The sequence below is a fragment of the Hugonella massiliensis genome (assembly GCA_001486445.1).
Classification (GTDB): domain Bacteria; phylum Actinomycetota; class Coriobacteriia; order Coriobacteriales; family Eggerthellaceae; genus Hugonella; species Hugonella massiliensis.
This window is the reverse complement of record LN908985.1, coordinates 192,651-213,816: the sequence shown is the minus strand read 5'-3', so window position 1 is coordinate 213,816 and position 21,166 is coordinate 192,651. Positions and strand designations below refer to the sequence as shown.

The window sequence follows — 21,166 nt, the reverse complement described above, 5'->3', positions numbered from 1 at the left end:
CTTTCTTCTGCTTCTTCCAGACCCCGCTTCTCCACGTCTGTCTCTTATACACATCTAGATGTGTATAAGAGACATCCTTGGCGACGCCCTGCACGGTCCGCGCGATGCCGCCGGTGACGGCATCGGTCCGCTCCGTGGACGCCGCCTCGGACGCCTTCCCGACGACCTTCGCACCCGCTGGGGCCTCTATGCTCTCTTGCCCTCCGCTCAATCGAGAGGCTCCTCTCGGGCCCCGCCCCCAAACGTGAAGCGCCGCGCGCGCTTGAGCGCGGCGATCTCCTCGGGCTTGGTGTTGAACAGGTCGTAGAGCGCCCCCTTGGGGAAGTCGTCCTTTATGGGCACGCGGGCGCCGCCGGCGACGAGCAGCCCCTCGCCGGCGCGAACCGACTCGGCGATGTAGTCCGCCTCCTGGGCGGAGAGGTCCAGGAGCTCCGTCCACGCCTTGCGGTCGAGCGGCGACTGCTTGTGCAGCAGGATGAAGTCCGAGTTGAGCACCATGTTGCGCGCCTCCTCGTGCTCGAGCATGTAGACGCTGTTCTGGCTGATGCCCGTGCAGATGAGGTTGAACTTGCGGCCTTCCGCCCAGAACTTCGAGAAGTAGCTGATGATGGCCGGGTGCCCGAAGAGGCTCTGCACCTCGTCGATGTAGAGCCAGGTCGTCACGCCGCGCTCGTAGTTTCGGTACATGCGGTTGCGCACGGACTCCAGCACCGCGATGATGCCGAACGCCCGCATGTTCTCGGAGAGGTCCTTGAAGTCCACGTTGGTGATGCGCTTCTCGAAGGTGACGTTGCTCTCGTGGTTGAAGAAGGACAGCGCGCCCCTCACGTAGCGCTCGTAGCGAAGGGCGATCCTCTGGGCCTCGGCCTCGGGCTGGGCGGCGAGCAGTCGGTGGAAGTCGCCCAAAAGCGGCAGGCGCCCCTCGTCCGCGCACCGATCGTAGGCGAGCTCGACGCAGCGCCCGATGATCGACTTGTCCGCCTCGGGGAGCCCCTGGCTGCCCTCTGCCATCGTCGCCGACGACAGCGCGAGGAAGGCGTCTATCTTGAACGCCATCTGGGCCGCCGTGGACTGGTGGGCCACGTCGGAGAGGTCGAAGGGGTTGAGGTGCGTGTCCGAGTCCGGCGCGAAGCGGATGCACTCGCCGCCGCACCCCTCCACGACCGGGCTGTACTCGCCGGCTGGGTCGAGCACGATGATCTCGTCGTCGGGGTACGCGAGCACCGTGTTCACGATCTCGCGCTTGACCGAGAACGACTTGCCGGACCCGGGCTTTCCCGCCACGAACCCCATGGGACTCGCCAGCAGCTTGCGGTTGCAGAGCACGAGGTTGCTGCTCTGCTTGTTCTGCCCGTAGTAGCCGCCGCCCTCCTGCATGAGCTCCTGGGTAGCGAAGGGCAGCTGGATGGCCACCTGCGCCGTCGTCATCATCCGCGAGACCTCGACGTGGTTCTCGCCCGCGGGTATCGTCGAGTTCATGCCCTCGCGCTGGCGGTAGTCGAGCGAGTCGAGCTCGATCGAGTTCTGCCGCGCGGTCGACGCGATGCGCATGACCCGGCGCTGCAGCTCGTCGTAGGTGTCCGCGTAGGTGTAGACGAGGCCAGTGTAGGAGTAGAGCCTCTGGTTCTTGTTCTGCAGGTGGTCGAGCAGGTCCTCGGCCTCCTCCTTGGAGTACTTGAGCTCCGAGGGCAGGATCTGGAAGTCGTAGCCCTTCTTCACCGCCGCCATCTGCTCGTCGATGATCTCCTTGTCCATCCACGCGATGCGCCTCTTCACGAATGCGACCGATGCCGCCTTGTCGAGCGGCTGCAGGTGGATGGTGGCCACGAGCGGGATCGGCAGGTCGATGATGTCCGCCAGGCACTTGTCCTCGAGCTCGCTGCCGAACCGGTGCATGGAGAGCACCTGGCACCAGGTGCCGCCGCTTCTGTAGCAGCCCGCCATCCCGTCCGGCTTGAAGTCGAGGGACGGCGGGCACACGAAGTCCTTGGCGGTGAGGTTGGACATGGCCCCGACCGATTCCCAGTCGAACAGGAACGGCTCACCGGGGCGCAGGATACGGTTCATCGCCGCGAGCCGCTCCCTGCCGTCGAGCCTGCGCGACGCGCTCCGCATCCGCGCGAGCGTCTGCTCGGCGTCGGTGCGCATGCGTGCGAGCTTCGGCACCGCCTCGTCCACCGAGGCCGCCCCGGTGGCGAAGGTGAGATAGCGCTCGCGCGTCAGGTTGGAGACGCCCTCGCGCATCTTGTCGTTGAGGATCCGGTTGTACTCCCGGGCGTAGGCCGCCGTCACGCCGTCCCCCTCGTCGAAGAACGTGCGGTTGCCGATTTCGGCGGCGGGAATGGGGGTGTTCGCGACGGTGAGCTGCACGGCGCTATCCGCGCCGAAGTAGTCGAACAGGTCGCACCAGGCCGTGAACACGGCCTTCTTGGTCTCGTCGGTGGCCGACTGGTAGCTGATGTCGTCGAATGCGATGCTCTCGCTGAAGAGCCCCTCCTCGACCTGGCAGGTGCCGTCGGCGTACATGAGGTCGAAGCCGATGGCCCCGTAGACGTCCTTGGCGGCGCGGCGCCGCCTGCGCTGATCCCTGGTCTTGTCGGTGAGCTTCTGCTCGCGCTCCCGCGCGAGCCGCTCCACCGACTTGCGGCTCCGGACGGCCCCTTCAGCGGACCCTTCATCGCCCGCTTTCTTGTGCTTCTTCCAGATCACGCTTCTCGGCACCTCTCTTCCACGCTTTGCGGCCCGCCTTCCTGTCGGGCTTTTGGCACGCCACGGGAAAGACGGGGATCCTGCCCGCGTTCAGGTAGGGCAGCTTCCCGTCGCCCAGGACGTGCGAGGCCCACAGCGGCACGAACGCCTCGGGGGCAAGGCCCTTCGGCCGCCAGAAGCCCAGCAGCCAGAAGGGCATCGACGCCGCGGTGACGGGGAACGCCGCATCGGACACGGGTACGCCGAAGGCAAAGTGGGCGATCGCCGCCGCCGCGAACGACGCGGCGATCGCCCCAGCGGTGCACGCGAGCGTGCGCGCCGACATCTTGCCGACGACCTTCTCTTTGTATTCGCCGATGTCCTTGTGGACGGTCACGCTGAGCATCCGGCGCCCCCTAGCTCGGCATCCACGAGGTGTCGAGCATGCCGAAGTACACGGCGGCCGCGATGATGATCGCGCCGCCCGCTATCGTCGAGATCGCGCTCGCTATCTGGGCCCCGCCCTGCTGCTCGCGTATGGCGAGCCCCAGCGACACCGCGCCCCAGACGACGAGGAAGCCGCCCAGGAAGGTGACGCACCCCGATACCAGCTGGATGATTTGCTGAAGCATGTCCCGTTCCTCCTCCTATACCCTTCGGGGCCCGGCCGCCCGCAAGGGCCCGCGGGAAGGGACGCGGCATTGCCGGTTTCCCGGCCCCCGTCTTCCTTTACTCACCGCGCCCCTCCCCTCAGGTCCTCGATGCGTCTTGCGAAGTCGTAGGGCTCGTCGTAGATGCTGCCCTTGTGCCCCGGGTGGACCTCGGGCCAGCGGCGGTGCCCCTCGATTCGGAACTTCTCGTCTTTCAGGGGGTCCGCGCCGGCAATGAGGACGATCGCCTCGTCGCGGGGGAGCTTGGCCACCTCGGATGCCTGGACGAGGTCGCGCTCGAGCGTGGTCCAGTTCCTCGTGGATGACGCTTGGGCCCCGCGGCTCTCGTTCCACGTGACGGTTGACAGCGTCTCCTTGCCGACGGACTCCGACACCTGCCTGGTCGTCTCGGACGACTTTCCGCCCAGGAAGAGCAGGGTGTCGCAGCAGTCCACGATCGTCGCCGCGTTGTCCTTGTAGGGGCCCTTGAGCTGCGAGAGGGACTGCAGGAACAGCGCTATCGAGATGTTGCGGCTGCGCACCACCGCGATCGACTTCTCGATGTCGGGCACCTTGCCGATGTTGGCGAACTCGTCGAGGAGCATGCTCACCGGGCGCGGCAGTGCGCCCCCGTGCTCGACGAGCGCCTTCCTGCAGAGGATGTTCACGGTCTGCCACATCATGATCGCGAAGAGGAACGAGTACAGCGGGCTCGTGTCGCTCATGATCGCGAACACGGCCCGCTTCCCGCCTGCCTCGCCCAGCTGGTCGAGCCCCATCTCGTCGTCGGCGACGAGGCGGCGCACCTGCGGTATGGCGAAGGGCTCCATGCGGGTGTTGCACGACACGAGGATCGACTTCATGGTCTTGCCGGCGGCGTCCTTGAACATCTTGTAGTGAAGCAGGCAGAAGTCGTCCTCGACCCTGACGGGCTCGCCGGTCTCGACCCACCTGAAGCGCGATGGCGTGCCCTTCGCCCCTCTCGCGAGGATGTCGGCCCCGCCGTCGGCTTCGCCCGCGTCCACGTAGCTCATCCCCGACTCGATCTCGTAGAAGAGCAGGTCGAGCGGGCTCAGGTAGTCCTCGTCGTCCTCCTTGGCCTTCGCGAGCGCGAGCAGAGTGACGAGCCCTGACAGCGACCGGTCCTCCGCTGGGCAGTGCGCGACGAGGTAGCCGACGAGCGCGACGTAGAGCAGCCGCTCCGCCTTCTCCCAGAAGGGGTCGCCGGCATGCCCCTCGTCGCCCGTGGTGTTCTCGATGAGGCAGGAGACGAACTCCAGGATGTCCGCCTCGTCGCGCACGTAGGCGATCGGGTTGTAGTGGAGCGACTTGGAGAAGTCGACCGTGTTGAACGAGCGCACGTCGTAGCCGTGGTCCTCGAGCATCTGGCCCACGCGCGGCAGCGTCTCGCCCTTGGGGTCGGTCACCAGGAAGTCCGCGTTCATCTGCATGATGTTCGGCTCGAGCACGCTGCGCGTCTTGCCGGACCCCGAGCCGCCGACCACGAGCACGTTGCGGTTGCGCTCGTAGCGGGGGTCGTGGTCGGGGCGCGACATGGCGAGGCCGAAGCGCCTCGTGAGGATGATGTTGTTGTCGGGGTCGGCCGTGTCCATGAACTTCCGCCCCTCCCGGACGGTGCCCCAGCGGGCGCTTCCGTGCTCCTCGCCGTGCCTGTCGCCCGCGCCGTGTGTGAGCGACCAGGCCCATGCGGCCCATATGGCGCACGTCGCGGCGAGCCCGGTGGCCAGGGCGGCGGGCTCCGTGCTCAGGATCCCGTTCTCCGCCATGAAGGGGAGAAAGCCCTCTGCGGCGGTGCCGAGGTTGAGCACCGGGTTCCCCGGAAGGGACGCAAGGCATGCCGCGAACCCGTCCGCTGCGGCGAATGCCGCCGCGGAGAGGGCCGCGGCGGCGATGATCGCGCTCTTCTTGTACGCGCCGCTCATCTTGAGCGGTCCTTTCGCGCCCTGTGCCCGTGCGCATGCTCGCGCGCACGGGCTCCGCCCTCGCGCTCGAGCTCCTTCGAGGCGCACCGTGCCGCGTCCGCGCGCTCGTCGAGCGGACGCTCGTCGCGCCTCTTGGCGCGGCTGCGGTCTATGTCGCGCTTGGCGGCCTCGCTCGCGCGCTCCTTGGCCTTGGAGCTCTCGCGCGAAAGCTCGTCGAAGGAGTCCCACACCTCCTGGGCGTCCTTGATCCTGAAGAGCAGGTACTCCTTGCCCGCCTTCTCGTCTTGGAACCAAGCGTGGTCGGCCCCGTGCGCGTCGAGCATGGCGTCGATGATGGGCTTCAACTCGTCGTAGCCCTCGATCTCCCGGAACTCGTGCATGTCGAGCTTCGCCCACTCCGTGGGCTCGTTCCAGGGTGCGCCCTTCTCCGATGCACTCGCCTTCGCGTGCTCGCACGCCCGCGATATCGCGTCGGCCCGGGCCTTCATGGCCTCCACGCCGGCTCGCTCGGCGAACCGCGAGAAGTTGTCCAGCATCTTCTCGCCGGAGTCGTCGCCGAAGTCCTCAGCCATTTTCGGCACCCACCCTTTCTGACGGATGCTGCGAGGCGCTCTACCTCGCAGACCTTCCAGAGCCCTGCGGCATGTATCGCTGGCCGCGTGGCTCAAGCACGCGCTTGACCTTGTCGCCCTTCAGATCCCACAGCTCCGGCGGGATGATTTTCCAAATGGGGACCTCGAGCTCAATCGCCAGAACGATGAGCTCCTCGCCGTACAGAGACCTCTTCCCGCGTAGCAAATTGCCCAACGAGTCATCGGACATGTTGGTGCGGCGGGCGAGCTCGGCGATCGAGATCCCGCGCTCTTCACGGGCTTCTTCCAAGACTTTCACGATGAACTGGGAGTGTTCCATGCGTCCTCCTTGCCTGCGACATCGGATTGCTCCGATCGGCCGCGGTAGGAGTCGAGTCGAAACCCGTTGTAAGGCCAGGCAAAGATACCAACGCGGGCGGCGTGCAGGGGGACATTCCCCTTCATTCGCGGGATGCGGCGCCGGATTCGCGGATATCCCCGCGCTTCGCGCGGTGCGCGCAGATGCGTTGCCACCTTCGTGCTCTTGCTTCGACCCGTCTTCCGCAGCCCGAATGGAATCTGCCGCAGGAGGCATGCCTGCCGTTCGGGAGGCTTGAAGGATTATCTCAATGCTCTGAGAGTCAATTCTGCGAACTATCGCCGGCGCTATCGACTGTCGCTATCATCGACCATGCTTCCTTCGTGAAGCAGTACTGGGCGACATGGCCGAAGCAGGACCGGTCGAGGTTCTTGAACCCCTCTGCGTTCGTGCGGTAGACGGGCACGATGATTCCCTTGTTCCTGAGCTCGCCCATGCCCCGATGGACCTGCTCGGCGGTCATGCCGGTCGCTTTGCAGATCTCCGCCGCCGACATGAGACCGAGCCTGCCGTCGGCATACACCCTGCGGCACAGCGTCACGATCACGGCCCAGCCGTTACGGCCCGTTCGCTTGCTCACGAGCAGAGCCACAAGCCCCTCCTGGATGGTCGAATAGGTGAGCCTGGGGTATCGCGCGAAAACCTCGCCCCGCCTCAGTCGCTCTCGGTCGACTGGCATATCGAGGCCTGCTTCCGGAACTGCTCCGCTATGTAGTCCTCGCAGGCGCCCGTGCTGGTGCGCCATGAATGCCTGATGCGGAAGGCACGGAGGGCGCCGCTCTCCGCAAGGCGGTAGACGGTGGTGTACGAGGTGCCCAGTATCTTGGCCGCCTCGGTGAAGGTGATGACCCTGCCCTCGTCGGCGCGCCTGCCGGATGTTTCCGTGGTCTCCATTGCTTTCCCTCCATTCCCTGCTTGCACGGTGATGAGAGGTTAAGCGGGTTCGAGGCGCTCGTGGGCGCTTTGCGGGCGATTCGCCGGACATGCCGCCATATCCGCGGCTTTCCCCGCACTGGCAGCGCCTCGCCCTCTGCCTTGCGCATCATTCGGTGCCGAATGGAACATCATGGATTTGTGGGGGAACGGGAAGCCGGCCGTCGAGGCTGCGCTCTGTTGATAACCCTGTCGAAAGCAGGGCTCCCTACGAGTTGTTTATTTAAAAAAAGTCTATTAGATATATAGGGGTCGGCAGAGAGACGGCAACGGGGGAGTTGCCGTCGCCGAGGCGATTCCATAGGTGTCGCCAGGGCGCAACCATATCGGACGGCAGGGCGACGCCAACGTCTCTCAGGTGTCGGCAGGGCGTCGGCAACAGGGATTTTCGGGCGGATTTTTGCGTGGGTTCCGAAACGGATTGTTGGTAGAATGTTGGTCAGATGTTGGTCAGACCAACAAAAAAGGTCAGGACACATGTCCTGACCTGGGCGTTTTGGTCGCGGGGGCTGGATTTGAACCAACGACCTCCGGGTTATGAGCCCGGCGAGCTACCAGACTGCTCCACCCCGCACTATGTCTGGTGTCTTGCTACAGTTATTTACTATATGCTCCCTTTACGCCGTTTGCAAGCAAAACTTTACCGTCCATAGAATATTCAACAACGATTGTTCAGCATCCATCAGAATTAGACGTTGCGCCCTAAGCGCGGTTTACAGCTTACCGTTCGCTCACCATACTGAACCCAGTTCGAACGGAGGACCCATGCCCAATTACTACCTTGGCTTCGACGCCGGCACCCAAAGCGTGAAAGTCGCCGTGCACGACGACCGCATGCACTGCGTCGCCAGCAGCGCCCACCCCACCACGCTCACCTATCCGCACCCCGGTTGGGTCGACATGGACGTCGACGAATACCTGGCCCTCACCATCCAGGGCATGGCCGACTGCAGCGCCCAGATGCGCGAAGCGGGCCTCGACCCCGCCGACGTGCGCGCCATCATGGGAGACGGCATCATCTGCGGCATCGCGGGCGTCGACGCCCAAGGCAACGCGATCACCCCTTACGTGAACTACCTCGATTCGCGCACCGCCGAAGACGAGGCCCTCATCAACAGCTGGGGTCTCGACATCTGGGGCCGCGAAACAGGCAACCCCGCCGCCAAGTGCATGTTCCCCGCCCTGTTCGCCCGCTGGTTCATGGAACACGTCCCCGGCTTCCGCGAACGCGGCGCCAAATTCGTGCACAACGCCCCTTACGTCTTGGCCCACCTGGCCGGCCTGCCCGCAAGCGACATGTTCGTCGATTGGGGCGCCATGAGCGGTTGGGGCCTGGGCTACAACGTGCAGGAAAAGCGCTGGTCGCCCGAACAGCTTCGCCTGCTCGGCATCCCCGAACGCATGATGCCGCGCATCGTACGCCCCTGGGACATCGTGGGAGCCCTCACGCCTGAAATGGCCCGTCTCACCGGTTTCGCCGCCGGCACGCCCATCTGCGGCGGCGCGGGCGACACGATGCAGTCGATGATCGGCTCCGGCGTGATGCAGCCGGGCAGCGCCGTGGACGTGGCGGGCACCTGCAGCATGTTCTGCGTGTCGACCAGCGGCATCGTCCCCGAACTCTCGCAGCCGGGCAACGGGCTCATCTTCAACAGCGGCACCCTGCCCGACACCTACTTCTACTGGGGATACATTCGCACGGGCGGCCTGGCCCTGCGCTGGTTCAAGGACAACGTGTGCGACCAAGCGGAAGACGGAGGCTACTTCGACGAGCTCAACCGCCGCGCCGCAGGCATCGCGCCCGGCAGCAATGGCGTCCTCTTCCTGCCCTATCTCACCGGCGGCACCGACGACATCCAAGACGCCACGGGCTGCTTCCTCAACCTCACTATGGACACCGACCAAGCCCTGCTCTGGCACGCCGTGCTCGAAGCGATCGGCTACGACTACATGGAAATCGCCAAGCTCTACGCCTCCGCCGGCGTCGACATGAGCCGCCTCACGATCACTGAAGGCGGCAGCCGCAGCGACATCTGGAACCAGATGAAGGCCGACATGCTCAACGCCCGCGCCGTCACCCTGGCCGAAGCGGGCAGCGCCGTGCGCACCGACTGCCTTTTCGCCGCCTACGCCACCGGCGCGCTTGCCGATATCCGCGGCGCCCTGGAAGACAACCTGCACGTCAAGCAGGCCTTCGAGCCCCACGAAAGCGTGCACCGCTTCTACGAATCGCAGTACGCCCTGCGCGAAAAGCTCGTGAAGCACGACCTGGCCGAAGCCTTCCGCACGCTCAAATCGCTGAACGGTTAACGGGTGGGACGACGGGGACGGAGGGTTTCGTCCCACAAAAGTGGGACGAAACCCTCCGTCCCCGTCGTCCCACGCTACAAGTTGCGCAGCTCGAATTCCCCATCCTGGTAGACGGCGAAGCTGTTGCTGCCGTCTTTGGGAATGCTCACGCTGCCCGGGTTGAGCATCCGCACGGTGGGTACGACCGACCCGTCGGGCATACGCACATCCAACGGCTCGTTCATCTTCACGTGCGTATGCCCGTACAGAAGCGCTCCGCCCTGCGGCGGCGCGGGCACGCGGTCGGGCGAGGGCAGGTGCCCGTGCGTGCACAGCATTTGAAAACCGCCGTCGGCTATCACGGCGTAATCGGCCATCATGGGGAAGTCGAGCACCATCTGGTCGACTTCCGCATCGCAGTTCCCCCGCACGGCCACCACATGGTCGGCAAGCGTGTTGAGCATGGCGAGCACCTGCTTGGGCGCGTAGCCGCGCGGCAGGTCGTTGCGCGGGCCGTGATAGAGCAAATCGCCCAGAAGCACCACCGTGTCGGGCGCCTCGCGTTCGATTTCGTCCATCAACTTGCCGCACCAGTAGGCCGACCCGTGAATATCGGATGCGATAACCAGCTTCATGCGCGTTCCTCCCCACGCTCGAATGTTCCAGCGCCTATTGTAAGCGCCCCGCCCGGCAACCTGCCCCCAAACGCAAAGAACCCCGAGCCGCATAAGCGACCCGGGGCGGAAAGGAAGTAAGCGATGGTTAGAAGTTCTGCAGCGCGGTGAAACGCAGAGACAGGCAGGACAGACCGCCGTCGATCTTGCGGAACTCGCTCGTGTCCACGGTGAGGGTCTTGTAGCCAAAGTCCTTCACGGCCTGCAGCACGTGCGGATAGCCTTCGGGCACAATCACGGTGCCGTTGATCCAGATGCAGTTGGCCGCGTAGGCTTCGTCTTCGGGAATAACGATCTTGTTGTATTTCGCGAACTCGGGCTTGTCCACGAACTCGCCCGACACGAGCATGTTGTTATCTTCCAGGTAGTTCACGCCGGTCTTCAGGTGCAGGACCTTTTCCAGCGGCACTTCCACGCCCTTCAGGCCGTACTTTTCGAGAATCGCGCAGAACTGGCGGATGCCCTCTTCATTGGTACGGGCGGAACGACCCACGTAGAAGGTGTCGCCCACCATCATGACGTCGCCGCCTTCGAGCGTGCCCGGCGCCGTGATGTGCTCGATGCGGTCTTCGGGGTAGTAGCGGCGGATAATCGGCTCCATCAGAGCAGCCTCGCCGTTGCGCGTGCCGGCACCCGGGTTATCGATGATGGCGCATTCGCGCGTGAGCACGCAGGTGTCTTCCACGAAGCAGCTGTCGGGGTACTCGTCGAGCGCGGGGAGCACGTCGACTTCCAGGCCCAGGCTGATGAGGGCGTTGATGTAGTCGGTATGCTGCTCGAGGGCATGCTGGTAATCGGGCTTGCCCAGTTCGGGCGCCGACGTGATACCGTCGCAGACCTTTTCGCACGGACGACGAACGATGATGTTCTTGAAAGACATAATCCCTCTCTTTCTTCGCGGCGCTCCTTGCACCGCACTCCCAATCTACAAACGGGCCGCCCGTGCGACCCGCTTGCCTAACCGTTTGCGTTAGAAAGCCACCTGGCCGGTTGCGATCCAGAAGATCGAAAGCACCAGCATGAACAGGGTGGCCGCGAGCACGATCTTGTCGACCGGCGTGTTGAACAGGTCCTTCTCGCCGCGCTCGTGCTTGGAATACAGGTAGACAAGCACGCCGGGAGCGTACAGAAGACTCGTGATGGCAATGCCCGTGGTACCGGTCGCGTAGATGAGCAGGACGGCGTACACCAAGCCCGCAATCGACAGCACGCGGTAGAGACCCACGTGGCCGCGCACCTTGCCGGCAAACCCGCTCGACTCGCTGAAGGCAACCTTGATGAGATAGGCGGCCGAGAACAGGTAGGGCAGCAGGATGAGGCCCGTCGAAATGGTGTAGAAGAACTGGTAGGTGTTGCTGCTCACCGTCATGACGAACAGGAAGATTTCCACGATGAGACCCGACACGATGAGCGTGACGATCGGAGCGCCCTTTTCGTTCGACTTTGCGAAGGCCTTGGGGAAGCCGGCACCCGTCTGGGCGGCTTCAAAGGGCACCTCGCTCGTGAGCACCGTGTAGCCGAGCATCGAACCCACCAGGGAGAGCACGACGCCGAAGTTGATCAGGGTCGCGCCCCACGGACCTACGGCCGCTTCCATAAGGCCCGCCAGCGGCGGGTTGTCCAGGGCGGCGAGGTCCTCGATGGGCATGACGCCCAGGCCGAGCAAGCTGATGAGCAGGTAGATGACGAGTACGCAGACGAAGGCGACGATGGTGGCGCGTCCCACATCATGGTCGTCCTGGGCGCGACCCGAAATGGCCACGGCGCCTTCGATACCGATGAAGACCCAGATGGTGGTCGTCAGAGCCGCGAGCACCTTGTCGGAATCGGTAAGAATCGCACCCGTGTCGGGGTCGACGGTGGTCGCATGCAGGTTGGCCATGAACACGCTGGGATCGAAGCTCTGCAGGAAGATGATTGCCAGGATGGCCGTGAAGATGGGGATGAGTTTGGCAAGCGTAACGACCACGTTCACGATGGCCGCTTCGGTCACGCCGCGCGAGACGACGAACACGTAGAACCACACCACAACGGATGCGCCGATGACCGACGCCATATTGGTGCCGTCGCCGAAAACGGGAAAGAAGTAGCCCAAGGCGCTGAACAGCAAGGGGCAATAGCTGATGATGCAGAAGGCCGCCGAAATCCAGTAGCCCCAGGCGCTCGTGAAACCGGAGAACTGGCCGAAGCCTTCGGTCGCGTAGGCATAGATGCCGCCCTTCAGTTCGGGCTTCACGCGCGACAAGGTGAAGAAGGTGAACATCAGGCAGAACACGCCGATGCCGGAAATGACCCACGCGTTGATCACCGACTGGCCGTCGGCGCCGCTGGCGACCATGTCGCTGCAGAGCGAGAAGACGCCGCCGCCCACGATGAGCGTGATTACAGTGAACACGAGGGGGAAGAACCCCATCTTCTTGGGAGTTGCTGCCGATGTGGCAGCAGTACCGTTGTCGGCCATTATGCACATCCCTTCGGTTGTCTTGACAAGCGGAGACGGGTGAAGCGCCCGTCTTCCTGGAACCATATGCCCGTATCTTACTCCAGTTTCGCTACAATATGCGATTTTATATGCGATTGGCCTGCATAGTATGCATTCAGGACGAACGAGGTTCTGGGGAAACGCAGCCCTTATTCAGATTTCCAGTGCGATACGGAAACTTTAGCTATCGCTTCCTCGTCGAGGTCGCAGCCCAGGCCCGCTTCGTGGCCCATGGGGTTGATTTCGAGTTGCCCGCCCCCAAGCACGAAGGGCGGATCGCAGATGTCGGTGGTGAAATAGCGGCCCGAATCGTTGATGTCGCCGGGAAGGTTGATGCCGGGCAGGGTGGAAAAAGCCGCATGCAGGCGCTTCGAGACGCCCGTGTCGTACATGCCGCCCACCCACAGGGCGATACCGCGGCTGCGCGCCCATTTGTAGAAGTCGAGCGCCGGTTGCAGACCTCCGAACTTGCCCAGTTTCACCACCACGCAGCGCAAATCGGGGTTGTCCTCCAGAATCTCGCGCAGTTGCACCCCGTTGGTCCAGCTTTCGTCGAGCGCAAGGGGCGTAGAAAGTTCGCGCTGCAGGCGCGAAAGCCGCTCGAAGAGGTTCTGCGGGCCCACCTTGGGCTTGCGAGCGGGGTCGAGGGGCTCTTCCAAACAGGCGATGTTCAGACTGTCGAGCGCCCGCAGGTCGGCCAGGTCGCTTTCGTGGTAGCTCTGATTGGCGTCGAGCATGATCGTGAGATGGGGGAACTGCTCGCGCACCGTCTGCACGATACGCACGTCATGGCCGGGCTTGATCTTCAACTTCACGCGCGTGTAGCCTTCGGCGACGGCATGGGCCACCGCTTCGAGCGTGTCGCGCAGACTGCCGATGCCCACTACGGCGCCGCCCCTCGCACAGCCGCGACGCACGGGATTGGGGCTGCCCGCTTCGCTCACCTGGGCGCGCCCGTCGATAAGAGCGCGGATGCTTGCGCCTGTCGTTTTGCCGTACAGGTCCCAGAAGGCGTTTTCCACAGCGGCGCAAGCAAGGGGGTGGTCGGCGGCACCCTCGACGTGTGCCAAGCGCTGCGAAACCTGCAGGGGATGGATGAAGGGGAGGTCGCACACCGCCGGCGCGAGCTTTTCGCGGATGAAGGGCTCGTCTTGGGGGATGGTTTCGGGAAGGTACCAATCGGTTTCGAAGGCCACGTCCTCGCCGATGCCCGTACGACCCTGCGCGTCGGTTACGCGCACAATGAGCGAGGCGCGGTCCCTCACCGTGGCCTTCGCGGTGCGCATACCGCCCACCAGGGGCTGGCGAATCTTCCACAGCTCAAGCCGCACGGCACAGCAGCGCTCGTCATAGACCTGGCGCAAGGCGGCGCGATCGGTCTTTCCAATACCCGAACGGGGGAATTCCGGCAGCACGATGATCGCGTCTGGCTGGTAGATCTTGGCCAGGCGGGCGTTAAGGGACAGTCGAATCTCGTGGGCGAGCGCCACGAGGTCGGCATCGGGAGCCGCCGCCCGCTCGCGCTCTTCCACGAAGGCCACGGGTCGGCGGCCCCACTGGTCGTTGGGCGCGCCGAATACATAGGCATCGGTCACGCCGTCGAGCGCAAGGATCTTCGAGCGAATCTCTTCGGGGTATATGTTCTCGCCGCCCGACACGAACATGTCGGTCGTCCGTTCGGCCACCTGCACGCGGCCGTTACGCACGCGCACTCTGTCGCCGGTCAAAAAGAAGCCATCGGCCGTGAAGGCGGCAGCGGCGTTCAGGTAGCCGCCGAACACGCCCGGGCCGCGCACGCCCAACTGGCCGAATCCCGCATCGTCAGGGTCGACCACCATCACTTCGTAAGCGGGCATGGGCACCAGGGTGCCGTCGTAGTCGACCAGGGGCGCTTCGGCGATATGGCTGCAGGTTTCCGTCATGCCGTAGCTCACGAACACGCGCACGCCGCGGTTTTTGGCGACGGCGAGCGTGTTGATGTTGGGAGCCGCGCCGCCCAAGAGCACGCACTCGTACGAAGCGAGCGCTTCTTGCCCCTCGGGCACGGCGAGCAGATCTTGCAGCATCTTGTCGACCACCGACACATGCGTGCATCCGTAACGGGCCGCATCGGCCAGAAGCGCAGCCGGGTCGACGTGGTCGTAAAGGACGAAGGGAGTGTCGTTCAAAAGGGAGCGGAAGAAGATTTCGAGACCGCCCACATGGTACATGGGCAAGGTGAGCTGCCAGAGCCCCACCCCCGGCGCGCACAGCGCTTCGTTGCTCGCGCGGGCGGCCCCCTGCAGGTTGCCCCAGGAAAGGGCGGCCGCCTTGGGGCGGCCCGACGTCCCCGACGTGAACATCACGACGGCGATAGACCCCTCGTCGAGGGATTGGGCTGCCGCATCGACGGAGGCGCGGGCCTCTTCTTCCGCGGGAGCGTCAACCGACGCGCCCATCTCGCGCACCTTTTGCGCGTCGAAGCGGGGGATTGCCGCGATGTTTTTGCTCCGCTCGACCTCATGAAGACGTTCGACCTTTTCCCTTTCGGTAAGGCGGGCGTTCAAGGTAACGAGGGTCGCCCCGTCGATTGCGCAGGCGAGCAGCAAGGCGAGGAACTCCACGCAATTGGCCATGTCGGTGGCCACCCAGCCGCCGCGGGCCACGCCCTGCTTCCGTAGGCTTTCGGCCAGACGCACCGCGCCGTCGCGCAGCATCGCATACGTTATCCCCGCGTTGCCGCGCGTCGCATCGATAACGGCCACGTCGTCGGGCGCCCGAAAGGCATGCTCGTTGAGAATCTGCAGAATGTTCGAAGCCATCTTTCCCCGCTCCTTCACGCACCAAGGGCCGAATGCCGCCGGGCGCACACGTCGAACCGCTTGCGAAGCGGCCCTTCGCCTGTTGCCGGCAGCGTTCGGCCCCTTTTCAAATCGCCTGCTCTCCCATCAGGGGAACTTGGGGAACTGGGTGAAGTCGGGCTTGCGCTTTTCCTTGAAGGCGTCGCGGCCTTCCTTAGCCTCGTCGGTCGTGTAGTAGAGCAGGGTAGCGTCGCCGCCCAGCTGAGCCAGGCCCGCAAAGCCGTCGGTCGTGGCGTTGAAGCTCGCCTTCATGAAGCGCAGGGCCGTGGGGCTCCACTGCATCATTTCCTTGGCCCAGGCCACGCATTCGTCTTCCAGCTGGTCGAAGGGCACCACCTTGTTGACCATGCCCATGTCCATAGCCTCCTGCGCCGTGTACTGGCGGCACAGGTACCAAATCTCGCGCGCCTTCTTCTGGCCCACGCAGGCCGCCAGGTAGGCGGCGCCGTAGCCGGCGTCGAAGCTGCCCACCTTGGGACCCGTCTGGCCGAACTTGGCGGTTTCCGCGGCGATCGAAAGGTCGCAGAGCAGGTGCAGGATATGGCCGCCGCCGATCGCGTAGCCGTTCACCATCGCGATGATCGGCTTGGGGATCACGCGGATCAGATGCTGCAGGTCGAGCACGTTGAGGCGCGGAATGCCGTCGGAGCCCACATAGCCGCCGTTGCCACGCACCTTCTGGTCGCCGCCGCTGCAGAAGGCCTCGTCTTCGTGACGGCCGCCGTGATTCTGGCCGGTGAGGATGATGACCCCGATGCTCGGGTCTTCGCGCGCCACGCTGAACGCGTCGTACATCTCCCTCACGGTAAGGGGCGTGAACGCGTTGCGGCGTTCGGGTCGATTGATGGTGATCTTCGCGATGCCCTCGTAGGTATCGTAGAAGATTTCCTGGTAGGGCGTTTCGCTACGCACCCAGGTGATGTCGCTCATAGTCCTCCCGTTTCCTTTGCACTCGTTACCGAAATATCCTAGAGAAGTCGCCATCGGCGCGCCCGCTGGCCTGCGCACCTTGGGCAATGCAAGCCTTCACGCACGATGCGTACGCTTCCGGGTGCTCCATATGCACGTTGTGGCCACCGGGCAGCATATGCACGCGCACGCCGGCTTCGCCCAAAAGGCGCGCCACCCTGCCGTACTTCGCATCGTCTTCGCCCACCACGTAGTGAACGGGGAAGGGCGAGCGCGCAAGCAAGGTAACCGTCTCGCTCTCGAGGCGCATGGTGTGCGCCCCCGCCGCTTCCATGGTCCAGGCAAGCGCCTGCTTGTCGCATGAAAGGCGCATACGGCGCTGCTTCTTTTGCGCTTCGGCGCTTGCGTTCCTCTGGCTTGCGAACAGCGGAATCTCTTCCCACCAATCTACCACGGCTTCCATGGTGGGCAACGCGTCGATGTGGGCCGCCCAGGCACGGTTGCGCCGGGCCCATTGCGCACGGTCGTCTTCGGTACGCGGTCCCAACCCAGCACTTTCCAAAACGAGCAGGCCGATGTCGAGGGGATAGCGGCGGGCGAGGGACAAGGCGACGCGGCCGCCCATCGAGTAACCCACCACCACGGCGGCCGACGTTGCGGCTTCGGCGCAGGCGCGCCTGATCGCCACATGCGCCTGATCGGCCAGATCGTCGAGCGTCGCATGGTCCTTGTCGACGGGCGCAAGCGTCGGCGCGCATACCGGTCCCGCATCCGAAAGCAAGGGCGCCACGTCATCCCAGGCATGGCCGTTCTGCATGAAGCCATGCAGCAGCACGAGCGGCCGCAAAGGCGCCGCAGAATCACCTTTGGCGGCATTCCCTCCCGGAAAGAAGGGGTGGCCTGCAACGCCCACGGTTACCGCCAATAGACGCTGTAACGGTCCTTCACGCCTGCCAGCGGAAGGCTCACGTCGATGATGGAGATGCCAGGGTTCCCCAGCAGCTGCTCGTAGTTGCGGCGGAAGTCGTGCACGGTTTCCACGCGACGATAGGTGATACCGAAGCCTTGGGCCAGGTGCTTCACGTCGATGTTCTGCGGGGTAAGGAAGAGGCGGCCGAAGTAGTCGTCGGTCGACTTCTGGGGGAGCATATCAAAGATGGCCCCACCGTTGTTGTTGAGCAGCACGATGACGATCGCAGGCATAGGGCCGTCGCCGCGCGACAGGCGAATATGCATCTCGTTCTGCAAGCTCAGGGCGTTCACGTCATGCAAGAAGGCCAAATCGCCGATGAGCAGCGTGGTCTGGTCGTACTCCTGCGCAGCCCCCACGGCCGTTGAAATCGTGCCGTCAATGCCGTTGAGGCCTCGATTGCACAAGACGCGCAGACGTTTGCCGTTCTTGCGGTAGAAGGTGTCGACCGCGCGGATGCTCATGCTGCTCGCGCAGAAGAGAAGCGAATCGTCGGGGATGAGCTCGAACATCTTGTCGATGTAGGCGCCCTCGAACTGGTCGGCGCCCGGCAGGCGATAGACCATGTCGATGTGGTCGGAGGCCTGGGCGTTGGCCGTGAGCCATTCTTCCACATGGGCGCGCGAAGCGCCCTGAGCGGTGGGCAGGTCGATCATGGCCTGGGCAAACACTACGGGCAGCGTATGCACGAAGAGGTCGGTCGACGCCGAGTAGTCGCGCGGGTCGCGCACATCCACCACAATCTGCGTGGGCTCGGCCTTCTGCAGGGCCTGGAAAAGGCGCTTCGACACGGGCCAGCGGCCGAAGCGGATGACCACGTCGACCTGCGGGATGTCGGAACCCCCGCAGACCGTGTCGTAGTTGTCGATGACGTAGGGGTCCTTCACGCCGCGCAAACCCGACAGGGGGTCGGCGAGCAGGGGAATGTGACGCGTATGGGCGAACTGCAGCATGATGGCGACGTCTTCGTCGCTGTTGCAGGTGCCTTCGCCGCATACCGCCACCGTATGTTTCCCGTGAAACACTCCGAAAATGCCCTTGGCGTCGCGCGACAGAAGACCCTGGCCGGGTACGACGGTCGGCGGCAGCGGGCTCACGCGGTCGGGTACGACCTTGCGCGCAGGCACGAGCGGCTCGTCGAAGGGGAAGTTGATATGCACGGGGCCGCCGTCGCAGCTTGCGGCACCGGGCACCATACCATGGGCGGCGATGCAGGCATCGAGCGCCGTCTGGTGGACGAAGTCGAGCGTGGCGCCGTCCCCCGCGGGGAGCGGCATCTGCACGAACTTCTTCACGTGGTCGCCGAACATCTTCAGCTGGTCGCAGGTCTGCGGAGCACCCACGCCCTGCAGGCGGGGCGGGCGGTCGGACGAAAGGAGTAGCAGGGGCACGCGGCTCGATTCCGCTTCGAGCACCGCCGGCATCCAGTTGCCCACAGCCGTACCACTCGTGCAGATCACGCCCACCGGACGGCGCTTCGCCTTTGCGATGCCAAGCGCCAAAAAGGCCGCGCCGCGTTCGTCGACGTCGACATAGACGCTCTTGAAACGTTCGAAGGCCTTCATGGCCAAACCGGTCGAACGGGAGCCAGGACTGATGACGAAATCGGTGACGCCGCAACGTTGCAGCTCACTGAAGAAGGCATCGAGATAAGCCGAAGCCACCGAAGCGGGATCGGCGGGTACCTTCACACGGGGCGCACGCTCTTTAGGCTCGATTTCGCGGTCGTTCTCTTCGTCGATTTCTTCCTCGGGCATTTCGGGGGCGTCGACCTTGCGGCTGGGATGTTGGTTGCGATCGTCTCCCTCGTGCAGGCTGTTGATCGCCGCATATTTGTCGGCTTCGATGTCGTTGGTGATGGCCATAGGGCTCTGCGCCTTCAGGGGGGCGTCTTCGTTTGGGGTATCTGGTTGTTCGTGCGCCTCTGTCATTGCCTGCGCTTCGTCCTCGTTCGCCATGGTCGTTTCTTCGGTCTCAGGGGTTTCGCTCGCCTTCGGCGCATGGGCCGCGTAGTGGTTCTGGTCTCTTTCGTCGAGAACCACGTCTTCCTCGTCGCCCACGAAGGCGGGGGGCTCGGCGCGCAGGGGCTCTTCATGCTCTACCGCAAGCGGGCGCACGGGCCCCTCTTCGGCCTGCGCTAAAGGCTCGTCCGACGAGTAAGCCCCCGGCTCCTCGTGAGAGCTCCGCTTCTCCCAGCTTTCCATGACCGCACGAGAATGGGCAATCGCACCCTCTTCCTTCGACGAAGGGGTTGCGTCTTCGGCTTCGGCGCGTTGCTTGGCGCGCTCGCGCGCAATAGCGCGCTCGGCCGCTTCGATGATGTGCTGGTCGATGGACGACAGCTTGGGCGGCATGGGCCGGGTTTCCTCTTCGTTCTCCATTTACCGTTCTTTCCCTTCGAAAGCCGAAAGAATCGTCTGCAATTTCATATCGATCTCATCGTACTCGGACGAGGCATCGCTCCCCGCGACTATTCCACAACCTGCGTAAAGCCAGCCGATTTCGCCGTCGAAGACGCCGCAGCGAATGGCCACCGAAAAGGCCCCATCACCGTCAGCCGTGCGATACCCCACCGATCCGCCGAAAAAGCCACGGTTGTAGGGCTCGGTTTCGCGCAGGAGCATAAGCGACTCACCAACGGGCATGCCGGCGAGGGCCGGCGTGGGCATGAGTTGCCCCGCCAGGTTTTCCACGCTGCGGCCTTCCATCACCTTGGCACGTACAGGCGTCTGCAGGTGCTGCACATGCTGCAAGCGCTTGATGACGGGCGCGGAGGGAATGCGCACCGCGTGGCAGTTGCGGTCGACTACCGATCGGATGAAATCGACCACGAACGCATGTTCGCGTCGGTTCTTGTCGTCGGCAAGCAATTCACGAGCAAGTCGAGCGGTTTCCTCTTCCGTCGACCCCACACCGGTGGTGCCGGCCAAACATTCGCTCTCGATAGCGAGCCCGCGCTTGCGCACAAGAAGCTCCGGCGTGCATCCGCAGAAGAACACGTCGCCGTATCTATAGAGGAAGACGGTTCCCTTCGAGGGGCCGTCGATAAGGTTCACGAGCAGATCTTTGCTTGAAAACACCTGCTGAGCCTTCAGTTTCACGCGGCGCGAAAGAACCGTTTTGCTCACGCGGCCACTGTCTATGGCGGAAAGGACGCCCTCGACTTCGCGTTGCCATTCCGCCGGGTCGTCGCGCTCGATCGAATAGGGAACGGTCACCCGCGTGCGGCCCTTTGCCTGGCGGGCGCGGCGGGCGAAACGCTCCACGCGACCTGCGTAGACGGGGCCCAAGCTGTTCACCTGAAGCAAGGGGCCCTGGGGGCTGTCGACCAAGACGACTTCAGGCAGGAGCATCGAAAGCTTGGGGAAAGCCTGAAAGAGCTCGTCGGCCGGGCGCGGGTTTTCAGCATCGAAACGGTTGAAGGAAAAGAGTACCGGCGATGCGGAGCAGGGCCCCTGGTAGACGGCCTCGATGTCGTCTGCGTCGCGCACGGCGATGCAGCGGCCCAGACCCATCAACCGGGCGGGGAATCGCTGGCCTTCCGTGCCGCCTTCCTCCGCTTCCGCTGAAGATGAGCCGTCGTTGGCCCTATCGGTCTCTTGAGGGTCTTCGGTTGCATGGTTCGTCGTTGAAGCGAAAGATCCCTTTTCGTAGTAGACGAATTGATCGGTGAATTCCTTTTGCAGTACGCAGAAGGCATCGATCATATCGGCATGCAGCGGTTCGGTATAGGTGAATATCTTGGGCATTGGCTGGCAAATCCTCACTCGAGCTCTTGCTGCCCCATTCTACCAGTAGCCTAAGACCCGTGAAGCGCAACCGAACAGGTTGCCTGGG

General features: G+C 64.0%; 18 protein-coding genes and 1 tRNA gene. 1 reads left to right on the top strand and 18 read right to left on the bottom strand.

Translation table 11 applies throughout. The annotated features are described in order from the left end of the window. From BN3270_RS09625 to BN3270_RS02615, 10 genes are all read right to left on the bottom strand, one after another. The coding region (locus BN3270_RS09625; protein WP_058985641.1) for a hypothetical protein at nt 1-211 on the bottom strand (211 nt) is incomplete at its 3' end. Beyond that, nucleotides 208-2,637: a VirB4-like conjugal transfer ATPase, CD1110 family gene (locus BN3270_RS02655; protein ID WP_408606187.1), complete on the bottom strand. Its 2,430-nt coding sequence runs from the start codon at nt 2,635-2,637 to the stop codon at nt 208-210. The genes BN3270_RS09625 and BN3270_RS02655, both read right to left, overlap by 4 nt. A gap of 37 nt (nt 2,638-2,674) precedes the next feature. Beyond that, complete coding sequence (locus BN3270_RS02650) at nt 2,675-3,094, bottom strand: PrgI family mobile element protein (protein WP_058985639.1); 420 nt, start codon at nt 3,092-3,094, stop codon at nt 2,675-2,677. 10 nt (nt 3,095-3,104) lie between these two features. Beyond that, nucleotides 3,105-3,320, bottom strand: a complete 216-nt coding sequence (locus tag BN3270_RS02645) for a hypothetical protein (protein WP_058985638.1) — start codon at nt 3,318-3,320, stop codon at nt 3,105-3,107. A 101-nt stretch (nt 3,321-3,421) separates the two neighbouring features. After that, the gene (locus BN3270_RS02640) at nt 3,422-5,281 is read right to left on the bottom strand and encodes a VirD4-like conjugal transfer protein, CD1115 family (RefSeq protein ID WP_058985637.1); all 1,860 of its coding nucleotides are present in this window, start codon (nt 5,279-5,281) and stop codon (nt 3,422-3,424) included. Further along, the gene (locus BN3270_RS02635) at nt 5,278-5,853 is read right to left on the bottom strand and encodes a hypothetical protein (protein ID WP_058985636.1); all 576 of its coding nucleotides are present in this window, start codon (nt 5,851-5,853) and stop codon (nt 5,278-5,280) included. The genes BN3270_RS02640 and BN3270_RS02635 overlap by 4 nt, the downstream gene beginning before the upstream one ends. A gap of 40 nt (nt 5,854-5,893) precedes the next feature. Then, complete coding sequence (locus BN3270_RS09620; protein WP_058985635.1) at nt 5,894-6,193, bottom strand: helix-turn-helix domain-containing protein; 300 nt, start codon at nt 6,191-6,193, stop codon at nt 5,894-5,896. A gap of 301 nt (nt 6,194-6,494) precedes the next feature. Further along, on the bottom strand, nt 6,495-6,911 hold the full coding sequence (locus BN3270_RS02625; protein WP_058985634.1) for a hypothetical protein: 417 nt from the start codon (nt 6,909-6,911) through the stop codon (nt 6,495-6,497). Then, nucleotides 6,887-7,126: a helix-turn-helix domain-containing protein gene (locus tag BN3270_RS02620; protein WP_058985633.1), complete on the bottom strand. Its 240-nt coding sequence runs from the start codon at nt 7,124-7,126 to the stop codon at nt 6,887-6,889. Before BN3270_RS02620 ends, BN3270_RS02625 begins: the two co-directional genes overlap by 25 nt. A 536-nt stretch (nt 7,127-7,662) precedes the next feature. After that, nucleotides 7,663-7,739 (bottom strand) — tRNA-Met (locus BN3270_RS02615). 191 nt (nt 7,740-7,930) lie between these two features. Here BN3270_RS02615 and BN3270_RS02610 point away from each other — a divergent pair. After that, nucleotides 7,931-9,475 (top strand): FGGY-family carbohydrate kinase, encoded by a 1,545-nt coding sequence (locus BN3270_RS02610; RefSeq protein ID WP_058985632.1) that lies wholly within the window; start codon nt 7,931-7,933, stop codon nt 9,473-9,475. A gap of 74 nt (nt 9,476-9,549) precedes the next feature. Here BN3270_RS02610 and yfcE read toward each other — a convergent pair whose 3' ends face one another. From yfcE to BN3270_RS02570, 8 genes are all read right to left on the bottom strand, one after another. Then, the gene (gene yfcE, locus BN3270_RS02605; RefSeq protein ID WP_058985631.1) at nt 9,550-10,089 is read right to left on the bottom strand and encodes a phosphodiesterase; all 540 of its coding nucleotides are present in this window, start codon (nt 10,087-10,089) and stop codon (nt 9,550-9,552) included. A 127-nt stretch (nt 10,090-10,216) separates the two neighbouring features. Next, nucleotides 10,217-11,011 carry a dimethylarginine dimethylaminohydrolase family protein gene (locus BN3270_RS02600; RefSeq protein ID WP_148335468.1) on the bottom strand — a complete coding sequence of 265 codons (795 nt, stop codon included), beginning with the start codon at nt 11,009-11,011 and terminating at the stop codon, nt 10,217-10,219. Nucleotides 11,012-11,098: 87 nt separating this feature from the next. Further along, nucleotides 11,099-12,589 carry a basic amino acid/polyamine antiporter gene (locus BN3270_RS02595; protein WP_271711894.1) on the bottom strand — a complete coding sequence of 497 codons (1,491 nt, stop codon included), beginning with the start codon at nt 12,587-12,589 and terminating at the stop codon, nt 11,099-11,101. 170 nt (nt 12,590-12,759) lie between these two features. After that, nucleotides 12,760-15,411 (bottom strand): o-succinylbenzoate synthase, encoded by a 2,652-nt coding sequence (gene menC, locus BN3270_RS02590; RefSeq protein ID WP_058985628.1) that lies wholly within the window; start codon nt 15,409-15,411, stop codon nt 12,760-12,762. 126 nt (nt 15,412-15,537) lie between these two features. After that, on the bottom strand, nt 15,538-16,380 hold the full coding sequence (menB, locus tag BN3270_RS02585) for a 1,4-dihydroxy-2-naphthoyl-CoA synthase (RefSeq protein ID WP_058985627.1): 843 nt from the start codon (nt 16,378-16,380) through the stop codon (nt 15,538-15,540). Nucleotides 16,381-16,405: 25 nt separating this feature from the next. Further along, nucleotides 16,406-17,194 (bottom strand): alpha/beta fold hydrolase, encoded by a 789-nt coding sequence (locus BN3270_RS02580; protein ID WP_271711893.1) that lies wholly within the window; start codon nt 17,192-17,194, stop codon nt 16,406-16,408. A gap of 80 nt (nt 17,195-17,274) precedes the next feature. Beyond that, complete coding sequence (gene menD, locus BN3270_RS02575) at nt 17,275-19,710, bottom strand: 2-succinyl-5-enolpyruvyl-6-hydroxy-3-cyclohexene-1-carboxylic-acid synthase (RefSeq protein WP_271711892.1); 2,436 nt, start codon at nt 19,708-19,710, stop codon at nt 17,275-17,277. Next, on the bottom strand, nt 19,711-21,078 hold the full coding sequence (locus BN3270_RS02570; RefSeq protein ID WP_058985625.1) for an isochorismate synthase: 1,368 nt from the start codon (nt 21,076-21,078) through the stop codon (nt 19,711-19,713). Nucleotides 21,079-21,166 lie beyond the last annotated feature (88 nt).